Raw genomic sequence first — 14626 nt, 5'->3', positions numbered from 1 at the left:
AACAGAAGGAAGAGATGTCCACCCTTGCAGCGCGTCCGGTCCCCATTCCGCAGCATGCCCCGCGTACCGGCGTCACCATGGTCGATCCGCGCTTCCGCCAGTTGCTTGGCGAGGCTGGCTGGGCCAACCTGCCGCCGGCCGTTCGGGCACGCTTCGGGCGCAAGGCGCTGGCCACGCAGACGATCAGCTATGTCGGCGAGATCGTCGAATGCCGGATGAGCCGTCTCGGCTGGGCGTTCGCCCAGGCCTGCCGCCTGGTCGGGGCGCCGTTGCCGCTGAGCACTGACACCAGCGTCGCGGCGGCGGTGTGCGTGACCGAGGATGCGAGCGGGGGCGGCCAGTTCTGGACTCGCCAGTACAGCCGCCGCGCCGGCTTTCCGCAGGTGATCCATAGTTCCAAGCGCTTCGCCGGCCCCACCGGGCTTGAGGAGTATCTCGGCATGGGTTTTGGCATCGCGCTCCGGCTTCGGGTCGAGAACGAGGCGCTGTATTTCGACAGCGACCATTATTTCTGGCGCCTCGGTCCGCTCCGATTGCGCCTGCCGCGCTGGCTCAATCCCGGCCGGCTCAGCATCGGCCATGTGGATTGCGACCATGGCTGGTTCGCCTTCACCCTGGCGCTCGACCATCCCTGGTTCGGCGCGCTGGTCCATCAATGCGGCATGTTCACTGAATACCGCCCGGGAGATGCGAGATGAACGATCCGGTCTTCGTTGCACTGTTGCTGCTTCAGGTCGCAATGGGCGGTTTCGACACGCTCTATCACCATGAACTGACCCTGCGGCTACCCTGGAAACCCGGCCAGGCGACGGAACTTCGACTCCATGGTGCGCGGAACCTGATCTACGCGCTGGTCTTCCTGGCTTTGGGCTGGACTGAACTGCACGGCGTCCCGGCGCTGGTACTGCTGGCAGCACTGGCGGTCGAGACGGGCATCACCTTGTGGGATTTCGTCGAGGAGGATCGCATCCGCGCGCTACCCGCGAGCGAACGGGTGACTCACACCTTGTTGACGCTCAACTACGGTGTGTTGCTCGCCATGCTCGTGCCGGTGCTGGTTGGCCGGGCGAGTCTGCCTGACGCGATCGTCCTCCACGGCCATGGCGCTGTCTCCATCCTGCTGACCATCGCCGCGGCGGGCGTCGCGGTCTCGGGCGTGCGGGACCTGCTCGCCGCAACCCGCAACGAGCGGCTCGGCGATGGCCCCGCTGCTGAGCTGGCGCACGCTTTGCCGGGGCGGCAGGCGGTTCTCGTGACTGGCGGCACCGGCTTCGTCGGAAACCGTCTGGTCGCCGCGCTGGTCGAGGCCGGCCACGACGTAACTGTCCTGACCCGCAATCCGGGCAATGCGCTCGGGCTTGCGACACCGGTGCGGATCGTTGCCGATCTTGCCACTCTGCCCGGCGACTTTCGCTGCGACGTGGCGATCAACCTCGCTGGAGAACCGATTGCGGGCGGCCGCTGGACCGCGATACGTCGGCGGCGGATCGTCGAATCCCGGCTTGAGGTGACGCGAGCGCTCGGCCTGTTGTTCGAACGGCTCGATCGGCGTCCCGCGGTTCTGGTCAGCGGTTCAGCGATCGGCTTCTACGGCATCGATGACGGCACGATCCTGGACGAAACCGTGGCGCGGGGCAGCGGCTTCGCGGCGGATGTCTGCGCGACCTGGGAAGCGGCGGCCATGCGTGCAGCCAGTGCCGGTACTCGCGTCGTGCTGCTGCGCACCGGGCTGGTGCTCGCTTCAAGCGGCGGGATGCTGGGCGGGTTGCTGCCGATCTTCGAATTCGGGCTGGGCGGGCCGATCGGGACAGGCAAGCAGGTGACGAGCTGGATCCATCGTGACGATCTGGTGCGCCTCATCGTCGCCGCGGCCGCCGATCCTGAGATCAGCGGCCCGCTCAATGCGACCGCGCCCAATCCCGTCAGCAACGGCGACTTCGCCCGTGCTGTCGGTTGCGCGCTCGGGCGTCCCGCGATCCTGCGGCTCCCGGCACTGCCACTTCGCCTGTTGCTCGGCGATCTCGCCGGGGAGCTGATGCTTGGCGGACAGAAGGTGCTTCCGGTGAAGGCGGTCTTCCATGGCTTTCGTTTCCACTATCCCCGCATCGACGATGCGCTGGCGGCGATCCTGGGCGGGCCGGCGCCTCGGAAAGCGGCGGTGCTGCATCCCTTCCGCGAGGCCCGGCTGCTCCATTGAGGCTAGTTTTGAAACCCCGATCCGAAGATGCGCAACGCGATCCATTGGTGTCCGGGCGTGCCGGTCATTCAGCGCTCGTCCGGGTGCGTAGCCAGGAGAGCATGAACGGGTAGGGCGCCATCCCGCGTTCCTCGGCGAAGCGTTCGGTCAGCGTCATGCCGTAATATTCCAGCATCGGTACGCCGAAATAACGGCCGGCCGTGAAATTCTCGAGGATCGAATCGCCGCCGCCTCTGTAGCCATGCTCGTGGAATACGATCGCCGGATCCAGATCCATCTCGAGCGCCGCGGCATAGGACCAGACAATGGCGGCCATCTCCTCGGCAGGATCGGAGCGCACCTCGCTGAGGGTCGGGCGCAACGCAGGATCGGTCACCGCGACGTGCCCCGCTTCGTGCAGCAGATCGCCAGGCCATTCGAGCAGTGCGGGATCATAGACCACGGCGCCGTTCCTGATCGCCATTGCGGGAAGGAACGAGCCTTCGGGCACGGTGTCGGTTTCGACGGGGATGCCGATCCGCTCCAGGAACGCCACGATGCGAGCCGTCACGGGGTCCTCCAAAGCCAATGCGCATCTCCTTCCTGCTTCGAAAGCTAATCGACCCTTTCGAAAAAGGGGAGCGTTGATTGATGGAGCGATAGCTTGCGAAGCGCGGCTTGCGCCGCCAGCATCGCGATCTATGCTCGCGGTATGAGACCAGCCCTTCTGTTCGCCTTGGCGCCATTGTTGATGGCCGCCGCTCCTGACAAGACCAATGACATCGATGCGCGGATTGCCCGCGTCCTCGCCCGGAGCCCGGTGATCGATGGTCATAACGACTGGGCTGAAACATTGGTGGGGCAGGCCAAGGACGAGCGCTGGAGCATCGACCTGACCAGGCTCGATCCTACGAAATATCATACCGATATCGACCGGCTGCGTGCCGGGCATGTCGGCGGCCAATTCTGGTCGGTCTATGTCTCCGCCGGGCTGCCGGAAACCCAGCAGGTCGTCGAGACGCTTGAGCAGATCGACCTGATGCACCAGATCTTCGCGCGCTATCCGAAAGTGTTCGAGCCGGCCGTCACGGCGGCCGATGTCCGGCGCATCCAGGCGCAGGGCAAGGTCGCCTCGATGCTCGGCGTGGAGGGCGGCGGGCAGATCGACGGCAGCTTCGCCGTGCTGCGTGCCTATCGCAAGCTTGGTGCCTCTTATCTGACGCTGACCCATTCGCGCACGATCGCCTGGGCGGATTCGGCCACCGACAATCCGGAGCATGACGGTCTCACCAAGTTCGGCGAGGCAGTGGTGGGCGAGCTCAACCGGCTTGGCATGCTGGTCGATCTGAGCCATGTCAGCGAGGCGACGATGGTCGACGCGCTGCGCGTGTCGAAGGCACCGGTGATCTTCTCGCATTCCAGCGCTCGGGCCCTGTGCGATCATTCGCGTAACGTCTCCGACGCCGTGCTGCGCCAGGTCGCGGCGAATGGCGGCGTGGTGATGGTCAATTTCGCACCCGGCTATATCTCCGAGGCGCGGCGGCGCTGGGATGCGGCGCGCGCGGGCGAGATCGCGAGCTACAATGCCCCACCGTTCAGCGGCCTGTATCTCGGCCAGCCGGCGGCGGCCAAGGCGGCGCTGGCCGAATGGGACAAGGCGCACCCCATGCCGGTGGTCACGCTGGCGATGGTCGCTGACCATATCGATCACATTGCGAAGGTGGCAGGGCCCGATCATGTCGGGATCGGATCGGATTTCGACGGCGTGCCGGATCTGCCCCAGGGGCTCGAAAGCGTCGCTACCTATCCGGCGCTGCTTGCCGAACTGATGCGGCGCGGCTGGAGTGACGCCGACATCGCCAAGCTGGCGGGCGGAAACGTCCTGCGAGCGATGGAGGGTGCGGAGCGCGCCGCTGCCGCGATGAAGGATGCCGCGGTCGCGAACGGGACCGTGGCCGCGCTCGATTCAGGCAAATAGACAACGAAAAAGGGCGGCCCGTTGCCGGACCGCCCCTGTTCGCGCAGTCGAGAAACGCTTAGCGCTTCGAGAACTGGAAGCTGCGGCGAGCCTTGGCGCGGCCATACTTCTTGCGCTCGACCGTGCGGCTGTCGCGGGTCAGGAAACCGGCGGCCTTGACGGGCGCGCGCAGGATCGGCTCGAACTTGGTCAGCGCCTGGCTGATGCCGTGCTTGACCGCGCCGGCCTGGCCCGAAAGCCCGCCACCCTTGACGGTGCAGACCACGTCATACGCACCCTCGCGCTCGGTCACGCCGAACACCTGGTTGATGACGAGGCGCAGCGTCGGACGGGCGAAATACACTTCCTGGTCGCGACCGTTGATCGTGATCTTGCCGGAACCCGGCTTGATCCAGACGCGGGCGACGGCATCCTTGCGGCGGCCGGTCGCATAGGCCCGGCCCTGCTTGTCGAGGATCTGCTCGCGCAGCGGCATCGGCTCGCGCACGACGACCGGAGCGGCAGGTGCATATTCGTCACCGGCGAGAACCGTTGAGGTGGCTGCGACCGGCGCCGGCTGGCTGGTCAGGTTTGCGAGATCGGAAAGGGACTGACGATTGTCGGACATCAATTAGCCCACCTTGTTCTTGCGGTTCATCGAACCGATGTCGAGGACTTCAGGGTTCTGTGCTGCATGCGGATGCTCGGCACCGGCGAAGACGCGCAGGTTGCGCATCTGCTCGCGACCCAGCGGACCGCGCGGGATCATGCGTTCCACGGCCTTTTCCAGCACGCGCTCGGGGAAGCGGCCGTCGAGCACCTTGCCCGCGGTCACGCCCTTGATGCCGCCGGCATAACCGGTGTGCTTGTAATAGACCTTGTCCTTGAGCTTGTTGCCCGTGAACTTGATCTTGTCGGCGTTGATGACGATGACATTGTCACCGCAGTCGACATGCGGGGTGAAGCTCGGCTTGTGCTTGCCGCGCAGGACGTTGGCGATGATCGAGGCTGCACGACCGACCACCAGGCCGTCGGCATCGACGATATGCCATTTCTTCTCCACCTCGTGCGGCTTTACCGACTTGGTGGTCTTCATCAGCGCCTTCATGGGGCCAGACCTCTTTCGTTCAAACGACATGCGCCGCCCCCACGGGACGGCGCTGATCGCGGGCTAATGTGAGGAAGGGGTAAAAAAGTCAAGCGAAAGGCCGCTTTCACGACAGGTATCAGGATACCTTGGCTGTTTCCGCATAGACCCAGTCCGCGACCGCCGGGTCGACATCCGCCTCCCATGCCTCGATGACGGGCTGATCGTAGCAATGCCGCGCTTCGATCGCGGCGGCGAGCGCGGCGGCGCGATCCGGGGTGGTCTTGAACAGGACCGCCGTTTCGTCGCCTGCCTCTACCTCGCCATGCCAGCGATAGATCGAGTGGGTCGGGGAAAGCGACGCGCAGGCGGCGAGACGGTCCTCGATCATCGCCAGGGCGACGCGCGCAGCCTCGTCCGCGTTGCCGAAGGTGGTGCGGACGAGGCGGATCCTGCTCACCGCGTTGCGCGCCCTATCCTGTGGGCGGCGAACGTCGCCGCGATCAGCGTCAGCGCCGCGTTCGCCTGGTGCGCGATGGCGATCACGATCTGCACGCCGCTGAGCAACGTCGCGATGCCCAGCGCGATTTGCAGCACCACCAGCCAGATGAGCATTCGGCCGGCGACGCCGGCACCCTGCCTGATCGACCGCAGCGCCAGCATGATCAGCGCGGTGGCAGCGACGAAGGCGAACCAGCGGTGGATGAATTGCACTACCACCGGATTGTCGACCGCGTTGCGCCAGATCGGCTCGATGAACGCGACCCCTGCGGGGAAGAGGGTGTTGCCCATCAATGGCCAGCTCGAAAAGGCATAGCCCGCGTCGAGTCCAGCGGTGAAGGCGCCGAACATGATCTGGCCGAACAGCAGCAGCAGCGCGGCCAGGGCGAGCGGACGAAGCGAGGCAGGCACGGCGAGCCGGCTTTCCGCCAGCGCGCGCAGATCAAGCGCGGTCCACACCAGACCCGACAGCAGCACGAGCGCGGTGATCAGATGGACGGCGAGGCGGACATGGCTGACATCGGTGCGTACCGACAGGCCCGAGGCAACCATCCACCATCCGATCGCGCCCTGGAGCCCGCCAAGGGCGAGCAGGGCGACCAGCCGCCAGCCATAGCCGGGTGGAATCCGCCGCCGAACGGCGAACCACAACAGCGGCAGGGCGAAGGCAAGGCCGATCAGTCGGCCGAGCAGGCGATGGACGAATTCCCAGAAGAAGATCGACTTGAACCCGGCCAGCGTCATGCCATGGTTGATCTGGGTATATTCAGGGATGCGCTTGTAATTGTCGAACTCGGCCTGCCACGCCGCATCGGTGAGAGGAGGGATGATGCCGCTGATCGGCTTCCATTCAGTGATCGACAGCCCCGATTCGGTAAGCCGGGTAATGCCGCCGATCACGACCATCAGGACGATAAGACCGGCGACCGAGAAGAGCCACGCAGCGAGGGCGCGCGGCCGCGACGGATGGGCGAGCGAGGAAGCCTGAAGCATGGCCCGCTCCTAGACCCATCGCCCGCGCGCGTCGATTCGGGATTGTGACGAGCGGTCGGACGAAAAATATCGATGATATATTGTAACTTTTGGGCGGTTATGCCACATGGGCCCCGCAATGACAGCGCATGCCCATTCTTCCTCGCCCGCCTTTGCGTGGTTCGAGTCGCGGTTCGATCGGTTCGCGATCGGACTGTCGGGGCTATGTGCGGTGCATTGCCTCGCCAGTTCCGTGTTCCTTGCCCTGGCGGCTTCCGCTGGCGGGTTGCTGTTGAATCCGCTGTTCCACGAAATCGGCCTGACGTTCGCGATCGGCTTCGGCGTGCTTGCCCTGGGGCGCGGGATCTTCGCGCATGGCTATATGATGCCGGCGGTGGTCGGCTCGCTTGGCCTCGGCATCATGGCGGGCGCGATTACCATGCCGCATGACGGCGGCACGGAGACGATCTGGACGCTGATCGGCGTGGCGATCCTCGCCCTGGGCCATGATCTGAACCGCCGCGCCACTTACTAGCGCCATTTGCCGGCACCGTGCTTGCCGCCGAGGGCGGCAATGCCTAAATTGACTCGCATGGCCGCACATCATCACCATCACGAGCCCCAGGGCGCCGACCTTTCCAGGGTGGCGCGCGAGACGCTCGAGAAATCGGGCGAGCAGTGGACGACGATGCGTGCCCATATCTTCGAGGCGCTTGCCGGTTTCGACAAGCCGGCCTCCGCCTATGACATTGCCGAGGCGGTATCGAAGACTGAAGGGCGACGGGTTGCCGCCAACAGCGTGTACCGTATCCTCGACCTGTTCGTCGGGGCAAATCTGGCGCGGCGAGTCGAAAGCTCGAACGCCTATGTCGCCAACGCGCATCCCGATTGCCTGCACGATTGCATCTTCCTGGTCTGCGACACCTGCGGCCAGACGACTCATCTCGACAATGACCGAATCACCAGCGGGGTCCGCTCCGCCGCTGAGGCTGCCGGCTTCTCGCCGGTGCGGCCGGTGATCGAGGTGCGCGGTAAGTGCGCCGACTGCGACTAGAATAAGGGCCCTAGAATAACGGTTTGCCCATGCGCACGAGTGGGACGGCGATGCCGCCCATCGGCGGTGCGGTGACGCGTTCTATCTCGGCATAGCCACAGGCCCGGTACAGCGGCTCGCCCGCCAGGGTGGCCATCATTTCCGCCCGGGCGAACCCGGCCTGTCGCGCAGCCCCCTCGCACAAGGACAGGATCAGGCGTCCGATTCCGCGTCGCGCGAAATCGGGATCAGTGAACATCGCCCGGATTCGCGCCGCGTCTTGCGCCGGATCGAGCGGTTTCGGGTCACGCAACGCCGCGCTGTGGTCTCCGCCATAGAGTGTCGCCCGCGCGCTCCAGCCGCCGCAACCGGCGATCGTCTCGCCGGATTCGACGATGAAATAGGTCCTGTCCTCGATTAGCTGCGTATCGAGGCCCATTACGGCACGACTCGCGGCGATTTCCAAAGGGCTGAGAAAACCCTGCTGCAACTGCGCGATTGATCGCGCCATCAGGGTGCGAATGGCGGGAATGTCCGCCGGAATGGCGAGTCGGCCGGTGAGAGGATGCATTGCATTATTGTCACGATCCCGTGCGCTCTTCGTCAAGAAACGATCTGAGCGGTTGCAGCAATCGACACCCATCGTCTCGTTCGCTAAATGGGGATGATGTCTGACGTTCCTGATACGCCGTTGTTGGATACGGTGAGCACGCCCGCGGAATTGCGCGGGTTACCTGTGGCGAAGCTGCGGCAGCTGGCGGACGAGTTGCGTGCGGAGACGATAGCGGCGGTGGGGGTGACGGGAGGTCACCTTGGGTCTGGTCTTGGCGTGGTGGAGCTGACGACGGCGATCCATTATGTGTTCGAGACGCCGCGTGACCGGCTGATCTGGGATGTCGGGCATCAATGCTATCCGCACAAGATCCTGACGGGTCGTCGCGACCGGATCCGGACGCTTCGGGCGGGCGGGGGCCTGAGCGGTTTCACGAAGCGCAGCGAGAGCGAGTATGATCCGTTCGGCGCGGCGCATAGCTCGACCTCGATTTCGGCGGCGCTCGGCTTTGCGATCGCGAACAAGATCAAGGGCGAGCCGGGCAAGGCGATCGCGGTGATCGGGGACGGGGCGATGTCGGCCGGCATGGCCTATGAGGCGATGAACAACGCTGAAGGGGCGGGCAACCGTCTGGTCGTGATCCTGAACGACAACGACATGTCGATCGCGCCGCCGGTTGGCGGGTTGTCGGCGTATCTGTCGCGGATCGTGTCGAGCCGTGAGTTCCTGAGCCTGAGGGAGCTGGCGCGTCGCTTTGCGCGCAAGCTGCCGCGTCCGCTGCATTCGGCGGCGAAGAAGACGGATTCGTTCGCGCGCGGGATGGCGATGGGCGGGACCTTGTTCGAGGAGCTTGGTTTTTATTATGTGGGGCCGGTCGACGGGCACAATCTGGACCAGCTGATCCCGGTGCTGGAGAATGTGCGCGATGCCGAGGAAGGCCCGATCCTGGTCCATGTGGTGACCAAGAAGGGCAAGGGCTATGCGCCGGCGGAAGCCGCGGCGGACAAATATCACGGGGTGCAGAAGTTCGACGTGATCACCGGCGCGCAGGCCAAGGCGCCGCCGGGGCCGCCGGCGTACCAGAATGTGTTCGGCGCGGCGCTGGTCGCGGAAGCGGCGAGCGATGCCAGGATCTGCGCGATCACGGCGGCGATGCCGTCGGGGACCGGGCTGGACAAGTTCGCGGCGGCCTATCCGGACCGGTTCTTCGATGTCGGCATCGCCGAGCAGCATGCGGTGACGTTCGCGGCGGGTCTTGCCGCGCAGGGGATGCGGCCGTTCTGCGCGATCTACTCGACGTTCCTGCAGCGGGCATACGACCAGGTGGTGCACGACGTGGCGATCCAGAACCTGCCGGTCAGGTTCGCGATCGACCGTGCGGGCCTGGTCGGCGCCGACGGGGCGACCCATGCGGGCAGCTTCGACGTGACCTATCTGGCGACCCTGCCGAACTTCGTGGTGATGGCGGCGGCCGACGAGGCGGAGCTGGTGCACATGACGCATACCTGCGTCCATCACGACAGCGGGCCGATCGCGGTGCGCTATCCGCGCGGCAACGGGACCGGGGTGGCGCTGCCGGAGGTTCCCGAACTGCTGGAGATCGGCAAGGGGCGGATCGTGCGCACGGGGCACAAGGTGGCGATCCTGTCGCTTGGCACGCGGCTTGGCGAGGCGCTGAAGGCGGCTGACGCGCTCGATGCGCGGGGGCTGTCGACGACGGTCGCCGATCTTCGGTTCGTGAAGCCGCTCGACGAGGCGCTGATCCGCAAGCTGCTGAGCACGCATGAGGTTGCGGTGACGATCGAGGAGGGCGCCATCGGCGGGCTCGGCGCGCATGTGCTGACGCTGGCGAGCGACACCGGGCTGGTCGATGCGGGACTGAAGATCCGCACCCTGCGCCTGCCCGACACCTTCCAGGACCAGGACAAGCCCGAGAAACAATATGCCGAGGCCGGTCTCGATGCCGATGCCATCGTCGATACCGTCCTCAAGGCCCTCCGACATAACTCGGGGGGCGTGGCCGAGGGTGCGCGGGCGTAACCTGCGATAAATCGGACGAACTGATTGAGCTAGGCCGCTTTTCCTGGCGAGGATATCGCGGTCTTAGCATTCGGGTTACCAATCCGGCCTAGAAGCGTGCCCGAAGAGCGAGGCGATGCGGTACGATCACCAGTGGCACCGGGCACGGGCGCGCGAGGGGCGTGGGCAGGGGTGGGACAAACCCCCGGTGCCGACACCGCGCTCCCATGGGCCCTGGCTGCGCCTCGGCGTGCTGGCCTTGATCGGCGCGATCGCTGGCCTGGCGATCGCCGAAGGGCTGAGTGCCACCGACCGATCCCGTTATGATCGACTGCTGAGCAGCGTCGATATCGCGCCACCAGGCGGCGCCGGCACGCCGCAGGGGTGAAACGAGCCGATGCGGGTGGTGCCTTCCTTCATTGACCCGCGATGGCGCCAAGCCCACAAACGGGCCGTCATAGCGGCTGCGTGGGCACCATGCCGGCGGCGCCACGGACCTAGGAGGAACGCGATGCGACTGATCCTACTCACCCTCGCGGCGACAATGGCGGTGACGCCCGCGTTTGCCGCCGTTCCCGTCAAGCTTCAGGCGACACTTGCGGGCAGTGCGGAGACCGACGCCGACGGCACGGGCAGCGCGACCGTGACGGTGGATACTGACAGGAACGAAGTCTGCTACACGCTCAAGGTCTCTGGCATCGAGCCGGCGACGATGGCGCATATCCACAAGGGCGCGGCGGGGGTCTCGGGTCCTGTGGTGGTGCCGTTCGATCCGCCGACGACTGGCAGTTCCGAAGGGTGCAAGCCGGTGACGGCCGAGGTTTCAGGCGCGATCGCCGCGAACCCGGGCGATTATTATGTCAATGTCCACAACGCGAGTTTTCCGCGGGGTGCGATCCGCGGTCAGCTCAGCAAATAACAGGGTAGGGGAGCGCGAGGCGGCATCCTTCAGCGGATTCGTGCGAGCAGTTCCCCACTCCCGACGACCTCGAAGGTTTCAGAGTCGATATAGCGTACCGCTTGCCCTGTGGTGAGCGCAATCTGGCGCGCGCCGGGGTAGCGCCGTGGCGTGCCGCCCTGCGACTGGCCGATATGGACGTAGCGATATTCGACGACGGTCACGGTCGTACCGTCGTCGCCATGGCAGCGGTGGCGTGCGAGTTCCTCCATGGCTCAGGCGGCCGGCGCACGAACGTCGACGATTTCGAGCCACCGTTCATGGCCGTCCCGATCCGGCCACAGGATTGAATCGCCTTGCGCAAGGCCGATCAGCCCGGCGCCCACCGGTGTAAGAATCGAGACCTTGCCGGCGTCGATATCGGCTTCCTGCGGATAGACCAGCTCGACGGTGCGGCTCGCATCGCTGCCCCGGTCGAGGAAGGTCACGACCGAATGCATGGAGACGATGCGTGCCGGCAGTTCGCGGGCGGTATGGACTTCGGCGCGATCGAGTTCCGCCAGCAGCAATCCCGCAACCTTGGGCTGGCGGTGCCGGGCCTGGAGAGCCAGCGCTGCGATGGCGTCATATTCGCTGTCGATGACATGGATCGGCGGCCGCTCGGGCGGCCGCGCAGGGGCAGGGTTGGTCACGGGAAAAGGCTTTCGTTTCGCGGAGATCATGCTGCGGCCTCGCCGCGTGACGCGGGCTGGCTCGCCTGGGGATGCTTGCTTTTCCCGGGTCTGGGACGGACGAATGCCGCCGGCAGCCCGGGCTAGGTACGCGCGGGAAGTTGTCCCGAATGGTGGCGGCTTTGCCGCTGTCGCGCTGAAACAGGCATGGTGACAGAGTGGGCATCCATCGCCGGGAAGTCAAATCGCGGAACGGCTGCGCACCATATCCCGGTGTCGGGAACGGGGTGAGCGGTTCCGGCGAGATCCGCCCTGTGGTTGCCGGAAAATGGCTGATTTCGGCCATGTTTCGTTCATCGGGGTGACAGAAACCGTTGCCCGAAAGCCGCAATATCGGCCTCGGTGGAGCTTATTTGCACCGCAGTGCAACAGCTTGGGGCTTGATGGGTTGGGACGGACCTCGGCGATGTCGGGATGCGCGAGGCGTCCGATACCCGGGGAGTAACAGATAAAGGTGTACCCATGCGCAAGTTTTTCATCGTGACCGCCGCGGCGGCCGCGTTCGTCGCCATCCCCGCCGTCGCGCAGGACAATGGATCGGCGGCATCGGATGGCGCCCGGACCTCCCGCCTTGAGCCCTATGTCGGCGTGATGGGCGGCTGGGAGCAGTTCGACAACGAACGCAATGCCGGCATTCCCCAATCGCCCAATCGCAACGACCGCTTGAACGGCGCGCTCGTGCAGGGTGTCGTCGGCGTGAACGCAACGGTTGCGGGTCCCCTGTTCGTCGGCATCGAAGGCAATGTCATCAAGGGCGTCTCGGGCGATATCGACTGGGAATATGGCGCGGCGGGCCGGGTCGGCGTGCGCGCGGGCCAGAACGGCCTGTTCTACGGCAAGGTCGGCTATCAATGGGCCAATTTCGACAAGTTCGGCGACAATAGCCGCGACTATCACGCCATGACCTATGGCGCCGGCGTGGAGGTCGGCACCAAGAGCGGCATCCGCGTGCGCGGCGAGGTGAATACCTTCGGCGCGGCACACAGCCTGCGGCCGATGGCCGGCCTCGTAAAGGCGTTCTGAGCGACGCGAGGCAATGACGAAAGGGGGCGGGTGCGGCAGGGGCCGCACCCGCCCTTTTTCTGCCCGGCGCTATTCGTGTTCAGCGAGCTGCTGTTCGGCCGGAACCGGCGTGATCTCATAAACGGTGAGCAGCGCTGACCGGTCGACTGGCGCCAGGGTCAGCCGCCAGCGGAACGGGGCGATGCGTACGACCACGCCAAGTGCGCTCCGGCCGCGCTCGGCGCCATAGATCGGCGCCTTGGCATTGCCCTCGGCATAGGCGCCGAGGAAGATGAAGCGGGTATCGTCGTCCGGATAGAGCCAGCCCGACGGGCGCTCCGTGCCGGTCTGCTTGGTGAAGGACTGGCCGGTGCCCTCGCCGCCGATATAGCAGAAGGTTGCCGGGAAGGTGCGGTAGGCGGGCACGCGCCTGCCTTCCCCGCCGAGCTTCACGACGCGACAACGATAGGAACCGGGCGGCAGCGCGGGATGGCCGAGCGCGCGGGCGGGATCGAGCAGAGCGCCCTCCCGTGCCAGCGCGGCGGCGAAACGCGGTGTCGCGGCGGCCAGCGCGGTCGACCAGAGCGTGCCGAACGTGGCGAGCCGGTCCGAATCCTCGGCCACGATCAGCCTTTGCCATTGCTTGTCGGGGACGGCGGGCACCTCGACGATCGCCGAGGGGCGGTGCGCGGGTGTGGCTGCACACCCGCCGAGAGCCGCGGCGAGCAGGAGCGCTATCGGAAGGCGAGCGTCGCGGCGCATGAATTCTCCCCCGGACGGAACACCGGCACCTTATATGATTGCCGAGCCTTTAAGGAGGGGTGCGTGGCCATGGTTGATGGAAAATAAGCTGCGGCGTGCTTCTCAGCAGGCCGGCTTGTGCCATTCCATGATCAGGAACCAGGGGACGCGGCGGTAGCGGGCGACGTGCGCGGCGTCGCCGCCATAGGGGACGGGTTCGGCGAAGTGTCGCAGGATCAGGCCCTGCTCCAGCAGCAACGCCATGTAGGTGCCGAGCGGCCGGTGCCAGTTGCGGATGCGGATGCCGCGCCAGGCGACCCAGTCGACCCGTTCTTCGAGATATTGATCGATCGAGAAACGCGGCCGCCCCTTGCCGTCGCGCGTCCATCCCTCCGGCTGTCCGGCGGTGTTGAAGCTGGTGAGGTTTGCGATCAGCAGCGATCCGCCGGGCCGGAGCACCCGCGCCATCTCCGATATGGCCCGGGCGATGTCGGGAATATCGATCAGCGACAGGTAACTTACCACCAGGTCGAACGAGCGTTCGGGAAAGTCGAGCATCTCGGCCCGGCCGATCCGATAGTCGCCGTCCGGGTCTTTCCGCCGCGCCTGATCGATCAGGGCGGTGACCGGGTCGACGCCGATCGTCTGAACGCCCGTCGCGCTGAGCATGCGGCAGAAGCGGCCCTCGCCGCAGCCGACATCCAGCGCGGACGTGAAGTTGCCCGCGGCCACACGCTCGAGCATCGGCCGGTCGAGCACCCAGGCCCGGCCGAAATCCCCGGCCTCGCCCATGTCGGCGATCCAGGCTTTCGCTGATTCAGTCCATCCGTCGGACATCATGCCCCTCCTTGCCCGATCCCCCCGGATGCGAGCGACGTTAGTGCGGCGCGCTGCACAGGGCTATCCTCGCGCCGCCAGAATGGCGGGCAGGATCGATCACCGGTCCCGCTGGTCGG

19 protein-coding genes are annotated in these 14626 nt (G+C 65.9%); 9 read left to right on the top strand and 10 right to left on the bottom strand.

The genetic code is table 11. The features are described from left to right. Window positions 1-14 precede the first annotated feature (14 nt). Both NDN01_RS14470 and NDN01_RS14465 read left to right on the top strand, forming a co-directional pair. A complete protein-coding gene (locus NDN01_RS14470; protein ID WP_272622293.1) occupies window positions 15-698 on the top strand; it encodes a DUF4166 domain-containing protein in 684 nt (227 codons plus the stop codon). Next, window positions 695-2197 (top strand): TIGR01777 family oxidoreductase, encoded by a 1503-nt coding sequence (locus tag NDN01_RS14465; RefSeq protein ID WP_272622292.1) that lies wholly within the window; start codon window positions 695-697, stop codon window positions 2195-2197. Before NDN01_RS14470 ends, NDN01_RS14465 begins: the two co-directional genes overlap by 4 nt. Before the next feature lie 64 nt (window positions 2198-2261). Here NDN01_RS14465 and NDN01_RS14460 read toward each other — a convergent pair whose 3' ends face one another. Continuing rightward, window positions 2262-2747: a hypothetical protein gene (locus NDN01_RS14460; protein ID WP_272622291.1), complete on the bottom strand. Its 486-nt coding sequence runs from the start codon at window positions 2745-2747 to the stop codon at window positions 2262-2264. Window positions 2748-2888: 141 nt separating this feature from the next. On the opposite strand from NDN01_RS14460, the gene NDN01_RS14455 reads away from it, so the two are divergent. Beyond that, window positions 2889-4154 carry a dipeptidase gene (locus NDN01_RS14455; protein WP_443025123.1) on the top strand — a complete coding sequence of 422 codons (1266 nt, stop codon included), beginning with the start codon at window positions 2889-2891 and terminating at the stop codon, window positions 4152-4154. Between the two features lie 58 nt (window positions 4155-4212). Here NDN01_RS14455 and rpsI read toward each other — a convergent pair whose 3' ends face one another. The 4 genes from rpsI to NDN01_RS14435 all read right to left on the bottom strand — a co-directional run bounded on the left by rpsI (window position 4213) and on the right by NDN01_RS14435 (window position 6714). Next, entirely contained in the window at window positions 4213-4761 is a 549-nt protein-coding gene (rpsI, locus tag NDN01_RS14450; protein ID WP_272622289.1) for a 30S ribosomal protein S9, read from the bottom strand. Window positions 4762-4764: 3 nt separating this feature from the next. Next, window positions 4765-5241 (bottom strand): 50S ribosomal protein L13, encoded by a 477-nt coding sequence (rplM, locus tag NDN01_RS14445; protein WP_272622287.1) that lies wholly within the window; start codon window positions 5239-5241, stop codon window positions 4765-4767. Between the two features lie 118 nt (window positions 5242-5359). Further along, window positions 5360-5680, bottom strand: a complete 321-nt coding sequence (cutA, locus tag NDN01_RS14440; protein WP_272622285.1) for a divalent-cation tolerance protein CutA — start codon at window positions 5678-5680, stop codon at window positions 5360-5362. Continuing rightward, window positions 5677-6714, bottom strand: coding sequence for a COX15/CtaA family protein (locus tag NDN01_RS14435; RefSeq protein WP_272622283.1), 1038 nt, complete (start codon window positions 6712-6714; stop codon window positions 5677-5679). Before NDN01_RS14435 ends, cutA begins: the two co-directional genes overlap by 4 nt. A gap of 118 nt (window positions 6715-6832) precedes the next feature. On the opposite strand from NDN01_RS14435, the gene NDN01_RS14430 reads away from it, so the two are divergent. Both NDN01_RS14430 and NDN01_RS14425 read left to right on the top strand, forming a co-directional pair. Beyond that, entirely contained in the window at window positions 6833-7228 is a 396-nt protein-coding gene (locus NDN01_RS14430) for a MerC domain-containing protein (protein ID WP_272622282.1), read from the top strand. Between the two features lie 57 nt (window positions 7229-7285). After that, window positions 7286-7747 carry a Fur family transcriptional regulator gene (locus tag NDN01_RS14425; protein WP_272622281.1) on the top strand — a complete coding sequence of 154 codons (462 nt, stop codon included), beginning with the start codon at window positions 7286-7288 and terminating at the stop codon, window positions 7745-7747. Between the two features lie 10 nt (window positions 7748-7757). Here NDN01_RS14425 and NDN01_RS14420 read toward each other — a convergent pair whose 3' ends face one another. Then, window positions 7758-8297 (bottom strand): GNAT family N-acetyltransferase, encoded by a 540-nt coding sequence (locus NDN01_RS14420; RefSeq protein WP_272622280.1) that lies wholly within the window; start codon window positions 8295-8297, stop codon window positions 7758-7760. Window positions 8298-8393: 96 nt separating this feature from the next. Here NDN01_RS14420 and dxs point away from each other — a divergent pair, with 96 nt between their 5' ends. The 3 genes from dxs to NDN01_RS14405 all read left to right on the top strand — a co-directional run bounded on the left by dxs (window position 8394) and on the right by NDN01_RS14405 (window position 11217). After that, window positions 8394-10319, top strand: a complete 1926-nt coding sequence (dxs, locus tag NDN01_RS14415; RefSeq protein WP_272628220.1) for a 1-deoxy-D-xylulose-5-phosphate synthase — start codon at window positions 8394-8396, stop codon at window positions 10317-10319. A 115-nt stretch (window positions 10320-10434) separates the two neighbouring features. Beyond that, window positions 10435-10686 carry a hypothetical protein gene (locus tag NDN01_RS14410; RefSeq protein ID WP_272622279.1) on the top strand — a complete coding sequence of 84 codons (252 nt, stop codon included), beginning with the start codon at window positions 10435-10437 and terminating at the stop codon, window positions 10684-10686. Between the two features lie 123 nt (window positions 10687-10809). Then, window positions 10810-11217, top strand: a complete 408-nt coding sequence (locus NDN01_RS14405) for a CHRD domain-containing protein (protein WP_272622278.1) — start codon at window positions 10810-10812, stop codon at window positions 11215-11217. A gap of 29 nt (window positions 11218-11246) precedes the next feature. On the opposite strand, the gene NDN01_RS14400 is transcribed toward NDN01_RS14405, so the two are convergent. Further along, window positions 11247-11468: a hypothetical protein gene (locus NDN01_RS14400; protein ID WP_272622277.1), complete on the bottom strand. Its 222-nt coding sequence runs from the start codon at window positions 11466-11468 to the stop codon at window positions 11247-11249. A 3-nt stretch (window positions 11469-11471) separates the two neighbouring features. Then, window positions 11472-11888 (bottom strand): nucleoside diphosphate kinase regulator, encoded by a 417-nt coding sequence (rnk, locus tag NDN01_RS14395; RefSeq protein ID WP_272622276.1) that lies wholly within the window; start codon window positions 11886-11888, stop codon window positions 11472-11474. A gap of 501 nt (window positions 11889-12389) precedes the next feature. On the opposite strand from rnk, the gene NDN01_RS14390 reads away from it, so the two are divergent. Then, entirely contained in the window at window positions 12390-12950 is a 561-nt protein-coding gene (locus tag NDN01_RS14390; protein WP_272622275.1) for an outer membrane beta-barrel protein, read from the top strand. A 69-nt stretch (window positions 12951-13019) separates the two neighbouring features. On the opposite strand, the gene NDN01_RS14385 is transcribed toward NDN01_RS14390, so the two are convergent. Beyond that, window positions 13020-13691, bottom strand: coding sequence for a DUF4893 domain-containing protein (locus NDN01_RS14385; RefSeq protein ID WP_272622274.1), 672 nt, complete (start codon window positions 13689-13691; stop codon window positions 13020-13022). Between the two features lie 102 nt (window positions 13692-13793). After that, window positions 13794-14510: a class I SAM-dependent methyltransferase gene (locus NDN01_RS14380; protein ID WP_272622273.1), complete on the bottom strand. Its 717-nt coding sequence runs from the start codon at window positions 14508-14510 to the stop codon at window positions 13794-13796. Window positions 14511-14626: the final 116 nt, after the last annotated feature.

The sequence above is a fragment of the Sphingomonas sp. QA11 genome (assembly GCF_028473665.1).
Classification (GTDB): Bacteria; Pseudomonadota; Alphaproteobacteria; order Sphingomonadales; family Sphingomonadaceae; genus Sphingomonas; species Sphingomonas phytovorans.
This window is presented reverse-complemented; position numbering and strand designations above follow the sequence as displayed.

Excerpts from the sequence above, each read along its gene's own strand:
- NDN01_RS14470 (WP_272622293.1), top strand. The coding sequence starts at position 15 with ATGTCCACCCTTGCAGCGCGTCCGGTCCCCATTCCGCAGCATGCCCCG.
- NDN01_RS14465 (WP_272622292.1), top strand. The coding sequence starts at position 695 with ATGAACGATCCGGTCTTCGTTGCACTGTTGCTGCTTCAGGTCGCAATG.
- NDN01_RS14455 (WP_443025123.1), top strand. The coding sequence starts at position 2,889 with ATGAGACCAGCCCTTCTGTTCGCCTTGGCGCCATTGTTGATGGCCGCC.
- rpsI (WP_272622289.1), bottom strand. The coding sequence starts at position 4,761 with ATGTCCGACAATCGTCAGTCCCTTTCCGATCTCGCAAACCTGACCAGC.
- rplM (WP_272622287.1), bottom strand. The coding sequence starts at position 5,241 with ATGAAGGCGCTGATGAAGACCACCAAGTCGGTAAAGCCGCACGAGGTG.
- NDN01_RS14435 (WP_272622283.1), bottom strand. The coding sequence starts at position 6,714 with ATGCTTCAGGCTTCCTCGCTCGCCCATCCGTCGCGGCCGCGCGCCCTC.
- NDN01_RS14430 (WP_272622282.1), top strand. The coding sequence starts at position 6,833 with ATGACAGCGCATGCCCATTCTTCCTCGCCCGCCTTTGCGTGGTTCGAG.
- NDN01_RS14425 (WP_272622281.1), top strand. The coding sequence starts at position 7,286 with ATGGCCGCACATCATCACCATCACGAGCCCCAGGGCGCCGACCTTTCC.
- NDN01_RS14420 (WP_272622280.1), bottom strand. The coding sequence starts at position 8,297 with ATGCATCCTCTCACCGGCCGACTCGCCATTCCGGCGGACATTCCCGCC.
- dxs (WP_272628220.1), top strand. The coding sequence starts at position 8,394 with ATGTCTGACGTTCCTGATACGCCGTTGTTGGATACGGTGAGCACGCCC.
- NDN01_RS14410 (WP_272622279.1), top strand. The coding sequence starts at position 10,435 with ATGCGGTACGATCACCAGTGGCACCGGGCACGGGCGCGCGAGGGGCGT.
- NDN01_RS14405 (WP_272622278.1), top strand. The coding sequence starts at position 10,810 with ATGCGACTGATCCTACTCACCCTCGCGGCGACAATGGCGGTGACGCCC.
- NDN01_RS14400 (WP_272622277.1), bottom strand. The coding sequence starts at position 11,468 with ATGGAGGAACTCGCACGCCACCGCTGCCATGGCGACGACGGTACGACC.
- NDN01_RS14390 (WP_272622275.1), top strand. The coding sequence starts at position 12,390 with ATGCGCAAGTTTTTCATCGTGACCGCCGCGGCGGCCGCGTTCGTCGCC.
- NDN01_RS14385 (WP_272622274.1), bottom strand. The coding sequence starts at position 13,691 with ATGCGCCGCGACGCTCGCCTTCCGATAGCGCTCCTGCTCGCCGCGGCT.
- NDN01_RS14380 (WP_272622273.1), bottom strand. The coding sequence starts at position 14,510 with ATGATGTCCGACGGATGGACTGAATCAGCGAAAGCCTGGATCGCCGAC.